Below are 20,885 nucleotides of genomic sequence, written 5' to 3'. Positions count from 1 at the left end.
AAACCCGGGGGATCAGGGGAGGGGACCGATTGGACAATCAATCATCCCATGATTCTATGATGGCCTCATGCCGGACGACGAGACGCAGACCCCGACCCTGAACCGCGGCCCCGCCGCGCGCACCTCCCACGAGCTCCGCGCCCAGCGGCTCCCCGGCGCGGGCGAGGCCCCCGCACCCTGGCTGCTGCGCCTCATCGCCGTGGGACTCGTCCTGGCCGCCCTGAACCTCCGCCCCGCCATCACCAGCCTCGGCGCCCTCCTCGAAGAGGTCCGCGAGGGGCTGCACATGAGCGGGAGCGTGGCCGGCGTCCTCACCTCCGTACCGCCGCTCTGCTTCGCGGTCTTCGGGATCATGGCGCCGCGCCTGGCCCGCCGCTTCGGCGCGGGCGCCGTGGTCTGCGCGGGCATGGTCGCCATCGCGGCTGGCCTGCTGATCCGCCCGTACATCGGCTCCACCGCCGGGTTCCTGGCCACCAGCGCCCTGGCCCTGATGGGCATCGCCGTCAGCAACATCCTGATGCCGGTGATCGTCAAGCGCTGGTTCCCCGACCGCGTCGGCACCATGACCGGCCTCTACTCCATGGCCCTGGCCCTCGGCACCGCCCTGGCCGCCGCCGTCACCGTCCCTGTCACCGGGGCGCTGGGCGGCGACTGGCGGACGGGACTCGTCGTCTGGGCCGTGCTCGCCGCCGTCGCGGTGCTGCCCTGGATCGTCCTCGTACGCGACCGGACCCCGGCCCCCGGGCAGCCGGCCCCCGCTCCGGGTCAGGCCGCCGCGCACACCGAGGCGCCGACCCTGCGGATCACCCGCAGCCGCACCGCGTGGGGCCTGGCCTGCTTCTTCGGGCTCCAGGCCACCGCCGCGTACATCACCATGGGCTGGATGCCGCAGATCTTCCGTGACGCCGGGGTCTCCGCCGGCACGGCCGGACTCCTGCTCGCGGTCACCATGGCCATGGGCGTCCCGCTCGCCTTCGTCATCCCCCGGGTCGCCTCCCGGCTCAAGCAGCAGGGCCCCATCGTCGTCGTCCTCGGCCTGTGCGGCCTGATCGGCTACGGCGGCCTCTACCTCGCCCCCGCCGCCGGCGCCTGGGCCTGGGCCGTGCTCCTCGGCGTGGCCAACTGCGCCTTCCCGCTCGCCCTCACCATGATCGGCATGCGGGCCCGGTCCGGCGCGGGCGTCGTCCGGCTCTCCGCCTTCGCCCAGTCCACCGGCTACCTGCTCTCGATTCCCGGTCCGCTGCTCGTCGGCGTGCTCTACCAGCACAGCGGCGGCTGGGGGCTGCCGATCGCGCTGATGGCGGGCCTCATGATTCCCCAGATGGTGGCCGGGATCCTCGCCGGCCGGGACCGGACGATCGAGGACGAATGCTGAGATGCGACACTGACCTCATGCCAGTGCTCGATCCGAATCCCCAGAACGGCCAGAAGAAGCTTCTCCTCGTGTTCGGGGCGATGCTCCTCATCACCGTCGTCATCGGTGTGATCGCCACGATCGCCTCGCCCTGACGCCCGAGGGCCTGACGCCCGAAGGCCTGACGCCCGAGGACGTGTCGCCCGAGAACCCTGAGACCCCGAGGGGTGGGGCTAGCACCACCTTCCCCTAGGGGGCCAGGGTCAGGGTGAAGTGGGTGGGTCACCGGATGGGGCCGGCCGCCTCCGGTCCGTAGGTTCTTCGGTGACGACCCGATGACTTGACGGAGGCGGACATGCCGACACCGACGCACACCAGGTCCCACCGACCGGCCGCGGACGGTGTCGAGATCCGGCTGCCCTGGTGGGCCGTCGCCCTGCCCGCCATCGCGTTCGCCGCTCTGCTGCTGATGATCCTCAGCCCCGGACAGGCCCAGGCCGCCACCACCGGCGATCCCGCGCTCGGACAGCTGATCGAGCGGACCCTCCAGCTGCTGTCCCGTTGAGGCGAATCAGCCCCGGACCAGCGCGGCAACTCCCCGGACGAGCACGTCAACACCCTGCGCCAGAGGCCGCGTTTCATGCGAAGCTGAGGTGTATGAGCGTCGAGACACCTCGCAGGATCGTCCTTCTCCGGCATGCCAAGGCGGAATGGTCACAGGCTTCCGATCATGAGCGTCCGCTGGCCGAGCGCGGCCGCAAGGACGCGCCCGTGGCCGGCCGCAGGCTCGCCGATTCCGGCATCGATTTCGATCTGGCCCTCTGCTCCAGTGCCGCCAGGACGCGGGAGACCTGGAAGCTGGCGGTCCATGAATTCTCCCGGCGACCCCGGACCGTCTACGAGGAGAGGCTGTACGAGGCCTCCCTCGGCGAACTGATCGCCCTGTTCAACGAGACCCCGGACGAGGTGCGCAACCTTTTGGTCATCGGCCACAACCCCGGGATGCACGGGGCCGCCGACGCCCTCTCGGGATCGGCCGAGGGCGACACCCTGGCCCGGATGACCCGGGACGGCTTCCCCACCGCCGCCTACGCCGTGGTCGAGTTCCCCGGCTCCTGGAAGAGCGTGGAGCACGGGGCCGGCAAGCTCACCGAGTACTGGACGCCGAACGACTGAGCGCCGTACCGGACGCCGGACGACCGGCCACCCGGTACCGCTCACCACAGGAACGCGCAGGGCCCCGGCACCTAGGCAACCGCCACCCGTTCCGGGGCCTTGCCGCGTACGACCGAGACGACCGCGTACGACCGCGTACGACCGCGTACGACCGAGGCGACCGCGTACGGCTCCGAAACCGGCGGCCGGGGCGGCCGGCCCGGGCCGTCAGTCGACGAGACCGTCCGCCGCCTCGACCTCTTCACGGGTGATACCGAGCAGATAGAGCACGGTGTCCAGGAACGGCACGTTCACCGCGGTGTGCGCCGCCTTGCGGACCATCGGCTTCGCGTTGAACGCGACGCCGAGCCCGGCGGTGTTCAGCATGTCGAGATCGTTCGCCCCGTCCCCGATCGCCACCGTCTGGGCCAGCGGCACCCCCGCCTGCTCGGCGAAGCTCCGCAGCAGCCGGGCCTTGCCCGCCCGGTCCACCACCTCGCCGACGACCCGGCCGGTGAACTTGCCGTCCACCACCTCCAGGGTGTTGGCGGAGGCGAAGTCGAGGCCGAGCCGTTCCTTCAGGTCGTCCGTGACCTGGGTGAAGCCACCGGAGACGACCCCGACCTGGTAGCCGAGCCGCTTGAGCGTACGGATCAGGGTGCGGGCGCCGGGGGTAAGCCGTACCTCGGTGCGTACCTTGTCCACCACCGAGGCGTCCAGACCGGCCAGCAGCGCGACCCGGGCGTGCAGCGACTGCTCGAAGTCCAGCTCGCCGCGCATCGCCTGCTCGGTCACCCGGGCGACCTGCTCCTCGCAGCCCGCGTGCGCCGCGAAGAGCTCGATCACCTCGTCCTGGATCAGCGTGGAGTCGACGTCCATGACCACCAGCCGCTGGGCCCGGCGGCTCAGCCCGGCCGAGACCACCGCGACGTCCACGCCGATCTCCGCGGCCTCGGTCGCCAGCGCGGTCCGCAGCTCCGCGGTCCCGGTCCCCGAGACCGCGAACTCGACGGCGGTGACCGGGTACTTCGCCAGCCGGAAGATACGGTCGATGTTCCCGCCGGTCGAGGTGATGGTGGCCGCTATGGCGGCGGTCGACTCCGCGGTCAGGGGGTGTCCCAGCACCGTCACATGGGAACGGCCGTCACCACGGGGGCGGTTGTCGCCGATGCCGGAGATGATCTCGGCCTGCAGCGTCAGGGAGTCGGCCCAGCTGTGCACGGTCGCCCGCAGATCGCCCTCGGTGGCCCCGCCCGCGGTGGGCGAGGTGACCAGAGCGCACAGCACGATGCGGCCCCGGGTGACGACCTGTTCGATGTCCACGACGTCGACCGCGTACGCGGCGAGGGTGTCGAAGAGCCCGGCGGTGATGCCGGGACGGTCCTTGCCGAAGATCTTGACGAGAAGCGTGGGTGCGTCGCCGCCCGGAGGGATCCCGCCGCCGGGGCCGTCGACCCGGCGGGGCTCAGGGGGCTCAGAGGACGAGAGGGGCTGAGGTGGCTGAGATGCGCTCATGGTGCTCCCACCGTATCGGTCCCACCGACTCGTCCGGCCGCCCGTCCCGAGTGCCGGACGGAATTCGCCCCGGCGCCGTCCGCTGCGCCGAGCGGCGGTCTCCGCGGCCTCGGCTCGGGGACGTGGGACGTCGTGAATCTGGCCGGTACGGGTCTTGCGCCAGGACACACCAGTCGTCTTGTATCCGCCGTTATACGGTCGATGAACCTTCTCTGGGCGGTAACCGGACCTTCATCCGCACTTCATCCGTTCCGTAGCTGTTTCGCTCCCCGGTATCGGGGCGTTCGCGCAGGTCTCCGCGCGCTCTTCACCCGCCCGACTTTCGGATAGGGGACTGGTCCTGGAATAGTTCCCCACGATGTTCAGCATCCCTAGACTCCCTGCGACGGGGGTAACACGGGGGACAACTAGTGGGGCGCGGAGTGCCGGAACTCGTACTGGAATTGAATGGCAACACCTGGACGCTCGATCCGTCCAGGGCGTACACCCTTGGCCGTGATCCTCAGGGCGACCTGGCGATCGACGATGCCAGGGTGTCGTGGCGGCATGCCACGATCAGCTGGAGCGGCCGTAGTTGGTTCATCGAGGACCACGGCAGCACCAACGGCACCTATGTGCAGGGTCAGCGGATCCAGCAGGTGGAAATCGGCCCCGGCTCGGTGCTGCATCTGGGCAACGCCACCGACGGGCCCCGGGTGAGTCTCAGCCCCGCCGCGGGCGCCGGTGTCGCCGGCGGACACGCGGCCGGTGCTCAGCAGGCGCCCGTGCAGCAGCCCCACCACCAGCCCCAGGGGGGCGGCGCGGGCTGGCACGGACAGCAGGCGCCCGCGCACCAGGCCCCTGCCCAGCACCAGGCCCCTGCCCCGCAGCAGGTTTGGCAGCAGCAGCCGCAGGCGCCGCAACAGGGCCCGCCGCAGCAGCCTTCCCACCAGAAGGTGCCGCACCAGCAGAGCCCCGGGCATCCGGCCGGACCGGGACAGGGCGGTGCCGCGGGGGCGCCGCCGGTCTACGGCGACCGCAGCCCGACCACGTTCCACCAGCTGGCTCTCGGCCGGGTCATGCGCATCGGTCGTGCGCTGGAGAACGAGCTGGTCGTCTCCGACCTCCAGGTCTCCCGCAACCACGCCGAGTTCCACGCGACGCCCGACGGCCGCTTCGAGATCCGCGACCTCGGTTCGCACAACGGCACGTACGTCAACGGTCTGCCGCTTCACAAGTCGGGCTCCGCGCTCATCGGCGCGAACGACATCGTCGGCGTCGGCCACTCGACGTTCCGGCTGGTCGGGGACCGGCTGGAAGAGTTCGTCGACACCGGTGAGGTCTCCTTCTCCGCCCGTCACCTCACGGTGACGGTCGACGGCGGGAAGCAGATCCTCAAGGACGTCTCCTTCGGCGTCCCCGAGAAGTCGCTGATCGCGGTCATCGGCCCGTCCGGTTCCGGAAAGTCCACCCTGCTCAAGGCGCTCACCGGCTACCGGCCCGCCAACCAGGGTGACGTCCTCTACGACAACCGAAACCTGTACAAGCAGTTCGCCGAGCTGCGCCAGCGCATCGGTCTGGTCCCGCAGGACGACATCCTGCACAAGGAACTGACCGTCACCAAGGCCCTCAAGTACGCGGCCAAGCTCCGCTTCCCCGCGGACACCACCGAGGCCGAGCGCCAGTCCCGGATCACCGAGGTCCTCGCCGAGCTCAAGCTCGACATCCACAAGGACAAGAAGATCACGTCGCTCTCCGGCGGCCAGCGCAAGCGCGTCTCGGTCGCCCTGGAGCTGCTCACCAAGCCCTCGCTGATCTTCCTGGACGAGCCGACCTCCGGCCTCGATCCGGGCATGGACCGCGATGTCATGCAGCTGCTGCGCGGCCTCGCCGACGACGGCCGCACGGTGCTCGTGGTCACGCACTCGGTCGCCGAGCTGGCGATCTGCGACAAGCTCCTCGTGATGGCCCCCGGCGGTTCCGTCGCCTACTTCGGTCCGCCGGAGGAAGCGCTGAACTTCTTCGGCTACACCAGCTGGGCCGACGTCTTCTCCGCCTTCGAGAACTACCGCGACTACGACTGGGCGGGCCGCTGGCGCGGTTCGCAGCACTACCAGATGTACGCCGCCGACATCGACGCGGTCGCGGCCCAGCCGGTCAACATGCCGCCCCCGCAGCAGATGCGCCCGCCGAAGCCGCAGGGCTGGATGGCGCAGCTGTGGACGCTGATCCGGAGATACTCCTCCGTCATCGCGTCCGACAAGGGCTTCATGGGCCTGATGCTGATCCTGCCCGCCGTGCTCGGCGTGGTCAGCGTGGTCATCCCGGCGGAGTTCGGTCTCGCCGAGCCCGACCCGCCGTCCCGGTTCAACGGCAAGGCCGGAACGATCATGCTGATCCTCGCGGTCGGTATGTGCTTCTCCGGCGCCGCCAACTCCGTACGAGAGCTGATCAAGGAACGGGTCATCTACGAACGGGAGCGGGCCACCGGCCTGTCCCGCTCCGCGTACCTGATGTCCAAGGTGATCGTCCTCGGCGTGATCACCGCCTTCCAGGGCGTGATCATCTGCGGCATCGGCTTCGCCACCCGCGATCTGCCCGCGGAGGGCCTGATCATGCCGCCGGCCGTCGAGATCTGCATCTCGATCATCGCGCTGGGCTTCACCTCGATGATGTTCGGCCTGGTCATCTCCTCGCTGGTGAAGACCGCCGAGAAGACCATGCCGCTGCTGGTCATGTTCGCGATCATCCAGGTCGTCTTCACCGGCGTGCTCTTCCAGGTGTACGGGTCGCCCGGCCTGGAGCAGTTCGCCTGGCTGATGCCGTCCCGCTGGGCGATGGCCGCGGCCGGCACCACGCTGGACCTGGCGCACCTGATGCCGCCGTGGGACCCGAAGAACCCCACCGACCTCGACCCGCTGTGGGAGCACACCGCGAGCCAGTGGGGCATCAACATCGCCGTGCTGCTCGCGCTCGGCGTGATCTGCGGCATCGCGGTCGCGCGCCTGCTGCGGCGCCACGAGCCCGAGGTCATGCGTAAGTAGAGTCCCGCCGGGACGGAACGACGCCGGAGGCCGGCACCCCTCGGGGTGCCGGCCTCCGGCGTGTGTACGGCTGGACCCAGTACGGCTGGACTCAGTACGCGCTGTCGACGTTGTCCATGGTGCCGTAGCGGTCGGCCGCGTAGTTGCAGGCGGCGACGATGTTGGCGACCGGGTCGTACAGGTCCTTCTTGGTGCCCGCCACGTGGTAGCGGTCGAAGGTCGGCTGGATCACCTGGAGCAGGCCCTTGGACGGGATGCCGTTCTGGGCGTTGATGTCCCAGTTGTTGATGGCCCAGCGGTTACCGCTGGACTCGCGGATGATGTTGCGGTGGATCCCCTCGTAGGAGCCGGGGATGCCTTCCTTCTTCATGATCGCCATGGCCTCGCGGATCCAGCCGTCCAGGTTGTTCGCGTAGACGGGCTTGCGCGGGGTGGAGCGGTTCGCGGCCTCGGTGCCGCGCTTCTTCGCGTCCGCCTTGGCCTTGGCGGCCTTGTCCTTCGCGTCGGCGGCGGCCTTGGCCTTCGCCTTGGCGTCCGCGGCGGCCTTGGCCTTCGCCTCGGACGCGGCCTTCGCCTTCGCGGCGGCGGCCTTGGTCTCGGCGGCGGCCTTCGCCTTGGCGGCGTCGGCGGCCTTCACCAGCTGCTCGGCGGTGGAGTGCTGCTCAAGCATGCTGTTCTGCACGGTCTTGGCCTGGGCGGAGCCTGCGGCGTTGGTGAAGGCCACGGGAGCGGCGGCAGCCGCTGCCTGCGGGGCGATCTCGGCCTCGGCGTTCGACGGGACGAGCGAGAAGGTCAGGGCGGCGACGCCAAGGGCCGACACACCGGCCACGGAGATCTTCTGGACCTTGTTCAGACGACGGACACGGCTGGGTATGCGAGTCGCAGACATGTAGGGCTACCTCTTCGAATGCTCAGGGTGTCCTCACGGAGGACGAGACCGGAGGCGGTGATGCGTACCTCCGTCGGGGACGAGAGCAATTCTTAGCGGCAGCAAAATCGTGAGGCAAAGGTGTGACGTACGAAGGTGGATAGTGGAACAGGGCCCTGTTCGTCCGAATTGACCCCCACGTACGCCTGCTCAAATCGCCCTTATGTGCCCACTAGGTACGTTCGTAAGTGACGTAGGCCCTATGCCTGGGCTCACATCGGCGACGTAACGGTCTCACCACTCGTTGCTGGAGCAATTCGGAGCGTTACGTTCCTCATCCGGCAGGATGAGGTGGACGTCCCCGAACTCGTGCCAGAGGTACCGCTCCCGCAGCGCCGCCTCGTACCCACGGCGCAGCGCCTCGCGTCCCGCCACCGCCTCCAGCATCAGCAGATGCGAGGCCTCCGGTTCGTGCAGCCCGGTCAGCAGCCCGTCCACCACCCGCACGCCCCGCCGCGGCGTCACCACCAGATCCGTCCACCCCCCGGCCGGCCGGACCACCCCGTCGTCCCCCGCCGCCGACTCCAGCGCCCGCACGGCCGTCGTCCCCACCGCGATCACCCGCCCGCCCGCAGCACGGTCCTCACCGCGCGCCGCCCGCACCGCGTTCACCAGCCACGCCGTCGCCGCCGGCACCGTGAACCGCTCCGGGTACGGCGGCTCGTGCGCCTCCGCCGAAGCCACCCCCGTATGCAGGGACAGCGGAGCGAACAGCACCCCCCGGCGCACCAGCCCCGCCACCAGCGCGGCCGTGAACGGGCGCGCGGCACTCGGCATCTCCGCCGAACCGCTCCCGTCCGGCGACGGCGTCGCGAACACCGTCCGATAAGCCGATAGCGGCTGATCCCGCTCCGTGTACCCGTACCGGATCGGCCGCCCGTACCGCCGCAACAGCTCCGGCACCGACTCCGGGGCTCGCGCCCACCACAGTCGGGCCCCCGCCGCGGGCCCCAGCGGCTCCTCCAGGACCAGCGCCCGTCCGCCCGGCAGCCGCACCACCGCCCCCGCGGGCCCGCCCGGGCGCGGCCCGGTGACCCCCGCCCCGCCGGGGGCCCGCAGCTCCACCGCCCACCGCCCGTCGGCACCCCGCGTCGAGAAGTGCACGACGACCCGCTCCCCGCCCACCCGCCCGTTCACGGCGGCGGGCAGCGTCATGGACGTGTTCACCACCAGCACGTCCCCGGCCCGCAACTGCCCGGGCAGCTCCCGGAACGCATGGTGCGACACCGCGCACCCACTTGACACGAGGAGCCGTACGTCGTCACGCCCCGAACCCCGCTGCTCGGCCGGCACCCGGGCCGACAGGGCGTCCGGCACCCGCCACGCCACCGGGCCCTCCGGCCCACCGCCCCCGGCCCACAGCGGCGCGGCCCCGTCGGCCGGGCCCACGTCCGCTCCCGCCGAGCCGGGGCCCGGCACGTCGGCCCGCGACCCATCCGTCGTCACCCCGCCCGGGCTGGGGGCGGCCGTCCCCAGCCGCCCCGGGCACCGCTCCCGCGCGCTCACCGCGGGCCCCCGCCCGGCCCCGCCGGCCCCGCCAGCAGGGCGGGTGCGGCGAACCGCCCGCTGGCCGGCCGCTCCCGCACCAGCCGCAGGAACGCGGGCGCCACGCTCTCCGGCGTCGGCCGCACCTCGTCCGCCTCCTCGGGGACCGCCGCGGCGTACAGGTCCGTCGCCATGTCACCCGGGTCGACCGCCCACACCCGCAGCGCCGGCTCCTCCTCACCCAGGACCGCCGCCAACTGGTCCAGCGCCGCCTTCGACGCCCCGTAACCGCCCCACGTCGGGTACGGCTCCGCCGCCGCGTCCGAGCTGATCACCACCACCGCCCCCGCCCCCGAGGCCCGCAGCGACGGCAACGCCTCCTGCACGAGACCGAGCGCCGCCACCACATTCGTCTCCAGCGCCCGCCGCAACCCCTCCAGCGGCAGCGCGTCCAGCCGGACCAACGGTTCCGCGCCCAGCACGCTCGCGTTGCTCACCAGCAGGTCGAGACCGCCCAGCGACCCGGCGGCCGCCACCAGATCCGCCCGGTGCGCCGCGTCCGTGACGTCCCCCGGCACCGCCACCACCCGCGTCCCGAACCGCCCGCGCAGCTCCCGCGCCGTGTCCTCCAGCACCCCGGTGGTCCGGGCGTCGAGCACCAGGTCCCACCCCTGCCCGGCCAGCGCCCCCGCCAGCGCGCGCCCCAGCCCCTTCGAACCACCCGTGATCATCGCGACCGGCATGGTGACCGTCCCCTCAGTGCCCTCGGCTACCGCCGGGAAGCCCCGGCGAATCCACCGTAGGAAGCCCCGGCCGCACCGCGCCTCGCCCGGGAGCCGCAGCCGCCCCCGGTACTTCGGCGTAGGTCCCGAGCCGTCCTACGACCTTCGGCGGAGGGCCCACCGCCCGGACCTAGGCCACTCGTACACCCACCACCGACCCCGGCCCGATACGACCGCGCGGCCCCCGCCGGTACGGTGATCCCATGAGTCATCGCCCACCGTCGGGCCTCGCCGCGGTGAGTGCCGCGCTCCTCGCCATGAGCCGGCACCTCGAAGTGGGCGACGTCCTCAAGACAATCGTCGCTTCCGCCCGTGAACTGCTCGACGCCCAGTACGCGGCCCTCGGCGTCCCGGACGACCACGGCGGCTTCGCCCAGTTCGTGGTCGACGGCGTCAGCGACGAACAGTGGAAGGCCATCGGCCCGCTGCCCCGCCAGCACGGCATCCTCGCCTCGATGCTCCACCAGGCGAAGCCCGAGCGCCTCGCCGACGTCCGCAAGGACCCCCGCTTCGAGGGCTGGCCCGACGCCCACCCCGACATGTCCGACTTCCTCGGCCTGCCCATCACGGACGGCGACGAGATCATCGGAGCGCTGTTCCTCGCCAACAAGCTGTGCCCCAAGCCCGAGGGCGGCTGCGGCTTCACCGCCGAGGACGAGGAACTGCTCCAGATGCTCGCCCAGCACGCCGCCATCGCGCTCACCAACGCCCGCCTCTACGAGCGCAGCCGTGAACTGACCATCGCCGAGGAACGCTCCCGGCTGGCCCACGAACTGCACGACGCGGTCAGCCAGAAGCTGTTCTCGCTCCGCCTCACCGCCCAGGCCGCCACCGCCCTCGTCGACCGCGACCCGGTCCGCGCCAAGGGCGAACTCCAGCAGGTCGCCGCCCTCGCCGCCGAGGCGGTCGACGAGCTGCGGGCCGCCGTCGTGGAACTGCGACCCGCCGCACTCGACGAGGACGGGCTCATCGCCACCCTCCGCACCCAGATCCAGGTCCTGGACCGGGCGCACGCCGCCGAGGTCGCCTTCGAGAGCCGCGGGGTGCGCGCGCTGCCCGCCACCCAGGAAGAAGCCCTGCTCCGGGTCGCGCAGGAGGCACTCCACAACGCCCTGCGCCACTCCGGTGCGGAGCGCGTGAGCGTCACCCTGGTCCGGCGCGGCACCGACACCGTCCTCCGCGTCACCGACGACGGGGCAGGCTTTGACCCCACCGCCGTGCGGCGGGCGGGCCGCCACCTCGGCCTCGTCTCCATGCGCCACCGGGCGAACAGCGTCGGCGGCCGACTCACCGTTGCCTCGGAGCCCGGCAAGGGCGCCACGATCGAGATGGAGGTCCCCGGTGGCTGACAAGATCATCAGGGTGCTGCTGGTCGACGACCATCAGGTGGTCCGCCGCGGACTGCGTACGTTCCTGGAGATCCAGGAGGACATAGAGGTCGTCGGCGAGGCGTCCGACGGCGCGGAGGGCGTGGCCCGGACCGAGGAGCTCCGCCCCGACGTCGTGCTGATGGACATCAAGATGCCCGGCACCGACGGCATCGAGGCCCTGCGCCGCCTCCGGGAGCTCGACAACCCCGCAAAGGTACTCATCGTCACCAGCTTCACCGAGCAGCGCACAGTGGTCCCCGCCCTGCGCGCCGGAGCCTCCGGTTACGTCTACAAGGACGTCGACCCGGACGCCCTGGCCGGGGCGATCCGCTCGGTCCAGGCCGGTCACGTCCTGCTCCAGCCGGAGGTGGCGGGAGCGCTGCTCGCCCAGGACGACGCGGGCACCGGCACGGGCCGGGGGAGCACGCTCACCGAGCGGGAACGCGAAGTGCTCGGCCTCATCGCGGACGGGCGTTCGAACCGCGAGATCGCCCGTGCGTTCGTCCTCTCGGAGAAGACGGTCAAGACGCATGTGTCGAACATCCTGATGAAGCTCGACGTGGCCGACCGGACCCAGGCGGCGCTGTGGGCGGTACGCAACGGGGCGGCGGGCTGACGTCTGCGCCGCCGGGTTCCCGTCCGGACTGAGATTCATACTGTCGGGTGTATGTCACCCGTACGGCGCATCCTTCCGGGCCGCACGGCGTTCTCCAGGGCGTGCTGCGACGGCTTGTCGCAGCCTTTCTAGGAGGATCCTGAAGTGAAGAACCTGAAGAAGGCCGCCGCCGTCACCATGATCGCGGGCGGGCTCATCGCCGCCGGCGCCGGAGCGGCCTCCGCCACCGGTCACAGCGGCGCCGACGCCCACGGCGTGGCCACCCACTCCCCGGGCGTCGCCAGCGGCAACCTCGCGCAGGTTCCCGTCGCCGTCCCGGTGAACGTGGTCGGCAACACGGTCAACGTGGTGGGCCTGCTCAACCCGGCCTTCGGCAACCTCGGCCTCAACCACTGACCCACCCCCCCAAAGCCCCTCCCGAAAGCCGGACGCCCCTAAATCCCCAAGGGCCCGTCCGGCTTTCGCGCCCACCCATCCCGTCCGGCTTTCGCCGCCCCGCACCCCACCCCACCCGGTCCCCCTCCAGCCCGGCGCCTCTCCCGCCCGTGGCAGCCAGCACCCAGCCCCCTCCAGCCCGGCACCCCTCCCGCCCGTGGCAGCCAGCACCCAGCGCCCTCCAGCCCGGCGCGCCTCCCGGCCGCGGCAGCCAGCACCCAGCCCCCTCCAGCCCGTCCGGCGTTTGAGGACGGAACCCTCGCCAAGGGGGCCCGAGTCATACGCCCCCCCCCAGGGAGGTGGGCCCTCCGCACCCCGCCGGGCCGGCCGCCCCCACCCAGCCGACCGGGCGCACCACCCCAGCCCGTCCGGCGCTTGAGGACGGACCCCCGAGCCGGGGCCCCCGAGGCCAGGGCGCCCCGCGCAGGGGACACCCCAGCCCGTCCGGCGCTTGAGGACAGAAGGCCCGCGGGCCTACCGCCGAACCTCCCCGCCCTCCACATACGCGTTGTACGCCGCCACCTGAGCCCGCCGAGCCACCCGCTCCACCGGCCGCAACGCCTCCCCCCGCGCCGCGATCTCCGACGCGCTCACCGCACCGCCGTGCCCGTTCTCGTACGCCACCGAGACCAGCAACCCCACCCGCTGCGCCATCTCCAGCACCCGCACCGCCCGCGGCGGATACCCGGGCGCCAGCACATCGCGCCCCCGCTCCGCCCGCGCCCGGTACGCGTCCACCGCGGCCTCCGCCACCGGCCCCGAACCGGCCACGTCCAGCCGCGACAGCACCGCCGTCGCATCCCGCAACGCCTCCGCCAGCTCCCGCTCCGCCTCGCCCAGCGACGGCACGTCCGCGGGAGGCGCCTCCCGTACCGGCAGCACCCGCCACACCACCTCGACGTGCAGATCCCCGGCCGGTCCCGCCTCGGTGACCTCCGGCACCAGCCCGTACGGCACCCCGTACGCGACCACCGCCTCCTCCGCCTCCAGCGCCCGCGCGTTGAAATCGGGCGGACCGCTCAACCCCAGCGGATGCCCCGGCACCGGCAGCGCGACCCGGAACCCGGTCGCCCCCAACCCCCTCAGCCGGCCGAGCGCCAACGTGAGCCCGACCGGCCCCGTCTCACCCGGCAGTCCATCGACGCGGTGCACCGCGTCGACCCCGACAATCGCGAGGGCCGCCTCGTCCGGCGAGACGAGTCCCGCCAGAAGCGCGTTTCCCCAAGCGGCCAACAACCCTGAACGTGGTTCGACAAGCATGCCGACAGCCTAGGCAACGCCTGGGAACGGCCCTCACGCCTGAAGCACTCGCGCGGTGGCGTAGGTTTTCCCTGGGAGCCGTGCCCACCGGCACGCGACGATCGACGAGACTGCTTGGGGAGACAACGCGCCATGAGCGATGTACTGGAGCTGGTGGACGTATCCGTGGTCCGCGACGGACGCGCTCTGGTGGACGATGTCTCCTGGTCGGTCAAGGAGGGGGAGCGCTGGGTCATCCTGGGCCCCAACGGCGCCGGCAAGACGACCCTCCTCAACCTCGCCTCCAGCTACCTCTTCCCGAGCACGGGAACGGCCACGATCCTCGGCGAACAGCTCGGCGGCGTCGGCACCGACGTCTTCGAGCTCCGCCCACGGATCGGCATGGCGGGCGTGGCGATGGCCGACAAGCTGCCCAAGCGCCAGACGGTGCTGCAGACGGTCCTCACCGCCGCGTACGGCATGACCGCCACCTGGCACGAGAACTACGAAGCCGTCGACGAGGAGCGCGCCCGCGCCTTCCTCGACCGCCTTGGCATGTCCGAGTACCTGGACCGCAGGTTCGGCACGCTCTCCGAAGGAGAGCGCAAGCGCACCCTGATCGCCCGCGCCATGATGACCGACCCCGAGCTGCTGCTCCTGGACGAGCCCGCCGCCGGGCTCGACCTCGGCGGGCGCGAGGACCTCGTACGCCGCCTCGGCCGCCTCGCCCGCGACCCGTTCGCCCCCTCCATGATCATGGTCACCCACCATGTCGAGGAGATCGCGCCCGGGTTCACCCACGTCCTGATGATCCGCCAGGGCAAGATCCTCGCGGCCGGCCCCATGGAGACGGAGCTCAGCTCCCGCAACCTCTCCCTCTGCTTCGGCCTGCCGCTCATCGTCGAGCACACAGGCGACCGCTACACCGCCCACGGCCTCCCGCTCTCCTGACCCCGACTCCGCCGCGTACGGCCCTCCCCGCCGGGCGCCAACAGGCCCTCGCGCCACGATCGGCAGGCCGTGCACCGCAGTTGGCCACCCGTGCGCCCTGTCGGTGACGCACCGACAGTCCTACGATGACCATGTGGACATCGACGCATGGGTGTGGTGGCTGATCGGCGCGGTGGGGCTGGGCATCCCCCTCGTCCTGACCGCGATGCCCGAATTCGGGATGTTCGCCGTCGGGGCGGTGGCCGCATCGGCCGTCGCCGCCCTCGGCGGCGGGATCGTCGCCCAGGTTCTGGTTTTCGTCCTGGTCTCGGTCGCGCTGATCGCCGTCGTGCGCCCGATCGCCGCCAGACACCGGGCCGGCCAGGCCGGGCACGCCAGTGGCATCGACGCCCTGAAGGGGCGTCAGGCGGTCGTGCTGGAACGGGTATCGGCCTCCGGGGGACGCATCAAGCTCGCCGGTGAGGTCTGGTCGGCCCGCACGCTCGATGCCGACCAGGTCTTCGACCCCGGCAGCCAGGTCGATGTCGTGGACATCGACGGAGCGACGGCCGTCGTCATGTGACCGAAGCGTGCACGTGGCGGGCCCAGGTCTGCCAGACTCGAAGTCGATCATGTCGATCATCATGCGAACCCGGACCGGCCCGCAACGCACGGACCACCGGCCTCACATGAGCACCGTCCCCGATCACCGCGATCCACCGGCCAACCGAAGGGCACGAGAGACACCATGAACTCGATCGTCATCGTTCTGATCATTCTGGTGGTGCTCGTCTTCATCGCCCTGATCAAGACGATTCAGGTCATCCCACAGGCCAGCGCCGCCATCGTGGAGCGGTTCGGCCGCTACACCCGCACCCTGAACGCCGGCCTGAACATCGTCGTCCCGTTCATCGACTCGATCCGCAACCGGATCGACCTCCGTGAACAGGTGGTGCCCTTCCCGCCGCAGCCGGTGATCACCCAGGACAACCTGGTCGTCAACATCGACACCGTCATCTACTACCAGGTCACCGACGCCCGCGCCGCGACCTACGAAGTCGCCAGTTACATCCAGGCGATCGAGCAGCTCACCGTCACCACCCTTCGCAACATCATCGGCGGCATGGACCTGGAGCGGACCCTCACCTCCCGTGAGGAGATCAACGCGGCCCTGCGCGGAGTCCTCGACGAAGCGACCGGCAAGTGGGGCATCCGCGTCAACCGCGTGGAGCTCAAGGCCATCGAGCCGCCGACCTCCATCCAGGACTCGATGGAGAAGCAGATGCGCGCCGACCGCGACAAGCGCGCCGCGATCCTCACCGCCGAGGGCATCAGGCAGTCCCAGATCCTCACCGCCGAGGGCGAGAAGCAGTCCGCGATCCTGCGCGCCGAGGGCGAGTCCAAGGCCGCAGCCCTGCGCGCGGAAGGCGAAGCCCAGGCCGTCCGCACGGTGTTCGAGGCCATCCACGCCGGAGACCCGGACCAGAAGCTCCTCTCGTACCAGTACCTCCAGATGCTCCCGAAGATCGCCGAGGGCGACGCCAACAAGCTCTGGATCGTGCCCAGCGAGATCGGCGACGCCCTCAAGGGCCTCAGCGGAGCCTTCGGGAACCTCGGCGGCGGCATGCCCGGCTTCAACAACAGCGGCAACGGCGGCAACGGCGGCGACGGGAACGGCGGAAACGGCCACGGTGGAAACGGCCACGGCTCCATCCCCGCCCCGGCGGTGGAACGACGCGAGGAACCCCCGGTCTCCTGACCCGAAAGCCCTTTCGTGCATGATCAGTGAGGCCCCTCGACCTTCATGGCGGGGAGGCGTCACTGACCACCGAAGGAGATGGCCTTGCCCATCTGGGAAATTCTCGCCGTCTTCGCGGCCGGCGTCGGAGCGGGCACGATCAACACGATCGTCGGCTCGGGCACGCTGATCACCTTCCCCGTCCTGCTTGCCACCGGCCTCCCGCCGGTCACCGCGACCGTGTCCAACGCGCTGGGTCTCATCCCCGGCTCCATCAGCGGGGCCATCGGCTACCGCAAAGAACTCGCCGGACAGCGCCGACGCATCCTCAAGCTGAGCGTCGGCGCGGCGATCGGCGGCCTCTGCGGGGCGACCCTGCTCCTCGCCCTGCCCTCCACCGCCTTCGAGACGATCGTCCCGGTCCTGGTCGCCCTGGCCCTCGTCCTGGTGATCCTGCAACCTCGCATCAGCAAAGCCGTCCAGCGCCGCCGCGAACACACCGGCGCCAAGCCCCGCACCGACGGCGGCCCGCTCCTGTTCACCGGCCTGATGCTCGCAAGCGTCTACGGCGGCTATTTCACCGCCGCCCAGGGGATCATCTACCTGTCGTTGATGGGCATGCTGCTCGACGACACCATGCAGCGCCTCAACGCCGTCAAGAACGTCCTGGCGGCCGTGGTCAACACCATCGCCGCGCTGTTCTTCCTCTTTGTGGCCCACTTCGACTGGACGGCCGTCGTCCTCATCGCGGTCGGCTCGGCCATCGGCGGCCAGATAGGCGCCAAGGTCGGCCGCCGTCTGAGCCCCACCGTCCTGCGCGCCCTCATCGTGGCCGTCGGCACGATGGCCATCGTCCAACTGCTGCTCCGCTGACGTACGTGGGCCCGCCCCTGAGAGGGACGGGCCCACGGATACACCACCCGACGTACGCCGACTACGTCACGGCTCCCCGCAGCCGCGTCGGACGATCACTCCGGCGCCCTACGCCGCCGCTGCCCGGTCCAGCCACTCCGGCAGCGCCGAACGGTCGCCGGCCCCCATCGCCAGCAGCATCGCCTCGGCGGGGGAGGGGACGAACGGCTGCTTCAGCAGTGGCATCCCCGCCTGGTCCGGCGTCCGGGCGGCCTTGCGGTGGTTGTCCTCGGCACAGGAGGCCACCGTGTTCAGCCAGGTGTCCTGCCCGCCCTGGGCACGCGGCACCACATGGTCGACGGTGGACGCCCGCCGCCCGCAGTACGCGCAGCGGTGCTGGTCCCGTATCAGCACACCCCTTCTGGACCACGGCGCCTGTCTTCGGAACGGCACCCGTACGTACCGGCAGAGCCGGATCACCCGGGGCACCGGAATGTCCACGGCGGCACCACGCATACGGAGCTCGGGATGCGACTGCTCGACGACGGCCTTGTCCGTCAGGATCAGGACCACCGCACGGTTGAGCGTCACTGTCGACAGCGGCTCGAAGCTCGCGTTGAGAACCAGCGTGTCACGCATCCTGCCCACCTCCCGTGTGCCGCCCGCCCCCTGGCAGGCCCGGATCAACTCTGGCTGGGCAGGCCGCGATGGACAACGCAATAAAAAATGCCCTGCTCTGATCTCTCCAAGACCAGAGCAGGGCAAACAGCAGACGAACTAATCGCCGGAGGGAGCCTCGTACTCACCGATCAGCTGAGCACGCCCCAGTGTGTGGAACCGAAGATTGAATCCGGCCACCGCGGGAGACGCGTCGCTGTCGATCCCGAGCTTCTCGGTGTCGACCGCGTACACGGTGAACACATAGCGGTGGTTCTCCCCGGGCGGCGGCGCGGCGCCCCCGAAGTCCTTGGAGCCGTAGTCGTTACGGGCCTGGACGGCCCCTTCGGGCAGCCCCTCGAACTTTCCGCTGCCCGCACCGGCCGGAAGCTCCGTCACCGAGGCCGGGACATCGAAGAGCACCCAGTGCCAGAACCCGCTGCCCGTCGGGGCATCCGGGTCGAAGCACGTCACGGCGAAACTCTTGGTCTCCTCGGGGAAGCCCTCCCACCGCAGCTGCGGCGAAGTGTTCCCACCCGCAAGCACCTGGGCATCGCCCAGCACGGCCCCCGGCGCCAGATCGTCGCTCACCACGGTGAACGCCACAACCTCCGGATGGAAGTCGTGCGGCAGCGGGGCCCTCTTCGGCTCGGTCACGTCTCGCACCTCTCCTGATCGGTTCGTCTGCCTTCCCACCCGACCTTAGGGGGCGGTGCCGCGCTCTAGAGCCAGTTGCGCTGTCCGCCGACCTGGGCGAGCCACTGGTTGAGGTACGCGGCCCAGTCGGTCTGCTGGTAGTCGTGCAGCCCCACCTTGAACGCGCGGTAGGAGTCGCTGCCCTCGCTGAACAGCCCCGGCTTCTTGTCCATCTCCAGAATGACGTCCATCTCGCGGTCGTCGGCGACGAACGTCAGCTCCACCTGGTTCAGACCGCGGTACTGCGTCGGCGGGACGAACTCGATCTCCTGGTAGAACGGCAGCCGCTGACGCGTACCGCGGATGTGACCGCGCTCCATGTCCGCGCTGCGGAACCCGAAGCCCAGCTGCCGGAAGGCGTCCAGGATCGCCTCCTGCGCCGGCAGCGGGTGAACGTTGATCGGGTCCAGGTCACCGGAGTCCAGCGCGCGGGCGATCTCCAGCTCGGTGGTCACCCCGATGTTCATCCCGCGCAGCTGCTGGCCGCCGAACATGGTGATCGGCGTCTCCCACGGGATCTCCAGGCCGAACGGCACCACGTGCACCGCGCCCGCCTGCACCTCGAAGGCGCCCCCGAGGCTCTGCTTGGTGAACTCGATGTCCTGCTTGGTCTCCTGGTCCCCGCCCTCGACCTCGACCCGCGCCTGGAGGCCGACGGAGAGCCCCTCGATCTGCTGGGCGACCGAACCGCCCTGGATGCGCACCTCGCCCTGGACGACCCCACCGGGGACGACGTTCACCTCGGTGAGCTCGGTCTCCACCGAGGCACCGCCGGCACCCATGCTCGCGAGCAGCCGCTTGAAGCCCATAGTCACTCCTTCTAGGTTCTGACCCCTACATACGCGCCACGACGGTAGCCGGTTCCCTTCCGCGCGATCCCAGTACCCTCGGTCGCCATGACCAAGACCCCGGACCGCGCCCCACTGACGCGAAAGTTCTTCGACCGCTCCGTACTGGAAGTGGCCCCCGACCTCCTGGGCCGTACGCTCGTCCGCCGCAGCGCGGCGGGCACGATCGAGCTGCGCCTGACCGAGGTGGAGGCGTACGCGGGCGAGGTCGACCCCGGATCGCACGCCTTCCGAGGCCACACCGCGCGCAACAGCGTGATGTTCGGTCCGCCCGGTCACGCGTACGTCTACTTCACGTACGGGATGTGGCACTGCCTCAACCTGGTCTGCGGCCCGGAAGGCCGTGCGAGCGGGGTTCTGCTCCGGGCGGGCGAGATCAACGTCGGCGCCGCTCTGGCCCGCGACCGACGCGCCTCGGCCCGTAATGACAAGGAACTGGCCAAAGGCCCGGCCCGGCTCGCCACCGCCCTCGATGTCGACCGCGACCTGGACGGCAGCGATCTCTTCGGCGGCCCCGCCCCGGCCCTGTCCGTACTGCACGGCACCCCGCCGCCGCGCGCCCTCGTACGCAGCGGCCCCCGCACAGGGGTGGGCGGCGACGGCGCCCACCAGCCGTGGCGCTTCTGGATCGAGGGAGACCCCACGGTGAGCCCGTACCGCGCCCACGCACCGCGCCGCCGACCGAGCAGCAAGGCGACTTGACGCAGCCTCGGCAGACGCCTAATGTAGTCCGAGCCGCTTGACACGGGTACAGCTCTTGGCACAGTCCATCGGACCGGACCGAGCCACTCGAAGCGGCCAAACCACTACCTACGAATCACCCTGGCGGGTGCGAATTCGGCATGCCCGTATTCGCCCTATCGACTCGATTATGAGTTGCCAAGAGAATCGGCTAACGTAGTGAACACGCCGAAAGGCAAGGCCCCCCGCAGGCCATCAGAAATCGAATTCGGACCGGAAACGGAACGAAAAAGAGTCTGGTAAAGTCGGACTCGCCGGAAAGGGAAAACGCGAAAGCGAAGGACCTGGAAAGCGAGACGCGAGACCCGCTTCGACCGGGAATCGGACACGAAAGAGTCTGATAGAGTCGGAAACGCGAGACAGCAAGACAAAGCAGTAACGAAGGGAAGCGCCCGGAGGGCCCCGGTGAAACGGGACCGAAGGAATCGTCCGTTCCTTGAGAACTCAACAGCGTGCCAAAAGTCAACGCCAGATATGTTGATACCCCGGCCTGCTTCGGCAGGTTGGTGGTTCCTTTGAAA

At 70.6% G+C, this 20,885-nt stretch carries 21 protein-coding genes; 13 read left to right on the top strand and 8 right to left on the bottom strand.

Going from position 1 to position 20,885, the window contains the following annotated elements; translation table 11 throughout:
• The first annotated feature begins 67 nt into the window (after positions 1 to 67).
• The 4 genes from ACIQRW_RS35195 to ACIQRW_RS35180 all read left to right on the top strand — a co-directional run bounded on the left by ACIQRW_RS35195 (position 68) and on the right by ACIQRW_RS35180 (position 2,530).
• Positions 68 to 1,375: a CynX/NimT family MFS transporter gene (locus tag ACIQRW_RS35195; protein WP_403768576.1), complete on the top strand. Its 1,308-nt coding sequence runs from the start codon at positions 68 to 70 to the stop codon at positions 1,373 to 1,375.
• Between the two features lie 17 nt (positions 1,376 to 1,392).
• The gene (locus ACIQRW_RS35190; RefSeq protein ID WP_007446146.1) at positions 1,393 to 1,509 is read left to right on the top strand and encodes an SGM_5486 family transporter-associated protein; all 117 of its coding nucleotides are present in this window, start codon (positions 1,393 to 1,395) and stop codon (positions 1,507 to 1,509) included.
• A gap of 200 nt (positions 1,510 to 1,709) precedes the next feature.
• Positions 1,710 to 1,919, top strand: a complete 210-nt coding sequence (locus ACIQRW_RS35185; protein WP_018957741.1) for a hypothetical protein — start codon at positions 1,710 to 1,712, stop codon at positions 1,917 to 1,919.
• Positions 1,920 to 2,011: 92 nt separating this feature from the next.
• Positions 2,012 to 2,530: a SixA phosphatase family protein gene (locus tag ACIQRW_RS35180; protein ID WP_403768573.1), complete on the top strand. Its 519-nt coding sequence runs from the start codon at positions 2,012 to 2,014 to the stop codon at positions 2,528 to 2,530.
• 207 nt (positions 2,531 to 2,737) lie between these two features.
• Here ACIQRW_RS35180 and serB read toward each other — a convergent pair whose 3' ends face one another.
• Complete coding sequence (serB, locus tag ACIQRW_RS35175; protein ID WP_403768571.1) at positions 2,738 to 4,024, bottom strand: phosphoserine phosphatase SerB; 1,287 nt, start codon at positions 4,022 to 4,024, stop codon at positions 2,738 to 2,740.
• 410 nt (positions 4,025 to 4,434) lie between these two features.
• On the opposite strand from serB, the gene ACIQRW_RS35170 reads away from it, so the two are divergent.
• Complete coding sequence (locus tag ACIQRW_RS35170) at positions 4,435 to 7,047, top strand: FHA domain-containing protein (RefSeq protein ID WP_403768568.1); 2,613 nt, start codon at positions 4,435 to 4,437, stop codon at positions 7,045 to 7,047.
• Between the two features lie 91 nt (positions 7,048 to 7,138).
• Here ACIQRW_RS35170 and ACIQRW_RS35165 read toward each other — a convergent pair whose 3' ends face one another.
• The 3 genes from ACIQRW_RS35165 to ACIQRW_RS35155 form a co-directional block, all read right to left on the bottom strand.
• Positions 7,139 to 7,936, bottom strand: coding sequence for a transglycosylase SLT domain-containing protein (locus ACIQRW_RS35165; protein ID WP_403768565.1), 798 nt, complete (start codon positions 7,934 to 7,936; stop codon positions 7,139 to 7,141).
• Positions 7,937 to 8,209: 273 nt separating this feature from the next.
• Positions 8,210 to 9,421, bottom strand: a complete 1,212-nt coding sequence (locus tag ACIQRW_RS35160) for an S-adenosylmethionine:tRNA ribosyltransferase-isomerase (protein ID WP_403768562.1) — start codon at positions 9,419 to 9,421, stop codon at positions 8,210 to 8,212.
• A gap of 56 nt (positions 9,422 to 9,477) precedes the next feature.
• Positions 9,478 to 10,203 carry an SDR family NAD(P)-dependent oxidoreductase gene (locus tag ACIQRW_RS35155; RefSeq protein ID WP_403768559.1) on the bottom strand — a complete coding sequence of 242 codons (726 nt, stop codon included), beginning with the start codon at positions 10,201 to 10,203 and terminating at the stop codon, positions 9,478 to 9,480.
• Positions 10,204 to 10,445: 242 nt separating this feature from the next.
• On the opposite strand from ACIQRW_RS35155, the gene ACIQRW_RS35150 reads away from it, so the two are divergent.
• The 3 genes from ACIQRW_RS35150 to ACIQRW_RS35140 all read left to right on the top strand — a co-directional run bounded on the left by ACIQRW_RS35150 (position 10,446) and on the right by ACIQRW_RS35140 (position 12,624).
• Positions 10,446 to 11,591 carry a GAF domain-containing sensor histidine kinase gene (locus tag ACIQRW_RS35150; protein WP_403768556.1) on the top strand — a complete coding sequence of 382 codons (1,146 nt, stop codon included), beginning with the start codon at positions 10,446 to 10,448 and terminating at the stop codon, positions 11,589 to 11,591.
• Positions 11,584 to 12,228, top strand: coding sequence for a response regulator (locus ACIQRW_RS35145; RefSeq protein WP_403768553.1), 645 nt, complete (start codon positions 11,584 to 11,586; stop codon positions 12,226 to 12,228). Before ACIQRW_RS35150 ends, ACIQRW_RS35145 begins: the two co-directional genes overlap by 8 nt.
• 144 nt (positions 12,229 to 12,372) lie before the next feature.
• Positions 12,373 to 12,624: a chaplin gene (locus ACIQRW_RS35140; protein WP_012381470.1), complete on the top strand. Its 252-nt coding sequence runs from the start codon at positions 12,373 to 12,375 to the stop codon at positions 12,622 to 12,624.
• A gap of 513 nt (positions 12,625 to 13,137) precedes the next feature.
• On the opposite strand, the gene ACIQRW_RS35135 is transcribed toward ACIQRW_RS35140, so the two are convergent.
• On the bottom strand, positions 13,138 to 13,923 hold the full coding sequence (locus ACIQRW_RS35135; RefSeq protein WP_403768549.1) for a hypothetical protein: 786 nt from the start codon (positions 13,921 to 13,923) through the stop codon (positions 13,138 to 13,140).
• A 132-nt stretch (positions 13,924 to 14,055) separates the two neighbouring features.
• Between ACIQRW_RS35135 and ACIQRW_RS35130 the strand changes: the two genes are divergently transcribed.
• The 4 genes from ACIQRW_RS35130 (at position 14,056) to ACIQRW_RS35115 (ending at position 17,443) form a co-directional block, all read left to right on the top strand.
• Positions 14,056 to 14,853, top strand: a complete 798-nt coding sequence (locus ACIQRW_RS35130) for an ABC transporter ATP-binding protein (protein ID WP_403768546.1) — start codon at positions 14,056 to 14,058, stop codon at positions 14,851 to 14,853.
• Between the two features lie 133 nt (positions 14,854 to 14,986).
• Positions 14,987 to 15,415, top strand: a complete 429-nt coding sequence (locus tag ACIQRW_RS35125; RefSeq protein ID WP_361867739.1) for an NfeD family protein — start codon at positions 14,987 to 14,989, stop codon at positions 15,413 to 15,415.
• A gap of 165 nt (positions 15,416 to 15,580) precedes the next feature.
• Positions 15,581 to 16,591 carry an SPFH domain-containing protein gene (locus ACIQRW_RS35120; protein WP_403768543.1) on the top strand — a complete coding sequence of 337 codons (1,011 nt, stop codon included), beginning with the start codon at positions 15,581 to 15,583 and terminating at the stop codon, positions 16,589 to 16,591.
• A 78-nt stretch (positions 16,592 to 16,669) separates the two neighbouring features.
• The gene (locus tag ACIQRW_RS35115) at positions 16,670 to 17,443 is read left to right on the top strand and encodes a sulfite exporter TauE/SafE family protein (RefSeq protein WP_403768540.1); all 774 of its coding nucleotides are present in this window, start codon (positions 16,670 to 16,672) and stop codon (positions 17,441 to 17,443) included.
• 108 nt (positions 17,444 to 17,551) lie between these two features.
• On the opposite strand, the gene ACIQRW_RS35110 is transcribed toward ACIQRW_RS35115, so the two are convergent.
• The 3 genes from ACIQRW_RS35110 to ACIQRW_RS35100 all read right to left on the bottom strand — a co-directional run bounded on the left by ACIQRW_RS35110 (position 17,552) and on the right by ACIQRW_RS35100 (position 19,584).
• Positions 17,552 to 18,061: an HNH endonuclease gene (locus tag ACIQRW_RS35110; RefSeq protein ID WP_265602391.1), complete on the bottom strand. Its 510-nt coding sequence runs from the start codon at positions 18,059 to 18,061 to the stop codon at positions 17,552 to 17,554.
• Between the two features lie 138 nt (positions 18,062 to 18,199).
• Positions 18,200 to 18,736: a YbhB/YbcL family Raf kinase inhibitor-like protein gene (locus ACIQRW_RS35105; protein ID WP_403768537.1), complete on the bottom strand. Its 537-nt coding sequence runs from the start codon at positions 18,734 to 18,736 to the stop codon at positions 18,200 to 18,202.
• Positions 18,737 to 18,801: 65 nt separating this feature from the next.
• A complete protein-coding gene (locus ACIQRW_RS35100) occupies positions 18,802 to 19,584 on the bottom strand; it encodes a sporulation protein (RefSeq protein WP_403768535.1) in 783 nt (260 codons plus the stop codon).
• 87 nt (positions 19,585 to 19,671) lie between these two features.
• Here ACIQRW_RS35100 and ACIQRW_RS35095 point away from each other — a divergent pair, with 87 nt between their 5' ends.
• Positions 19,672 to 20,325 (top strand): DNA-3-methyladenine glycosylase, encoded by a 654-nt coding sequence (locus tag ACIQRW_RS35095; protein WP_403768532.1) that lies wholly within the window; start codon positions 19,672 to 19,674, stop codon positions 20,323 to 20,325.
• Positions 20,326 to 20,885 lie beyond the last annotated feature (560 nt).

Source organism: Streptomyces sp. NPDC091287, from assembly GCF_044768525.1.
In the GTDB taxonomy this organism is placed as follows: domain Bacteria; phylum Actinomycetota; class Actinomycetes; order Streptomycetales; family Streptomycetaceae; genus Streptomyces.
Note: the sequence above shows the minus strand (reverse complement) of the source record. Positions and strands in the feature narration are given on the sequence as shown.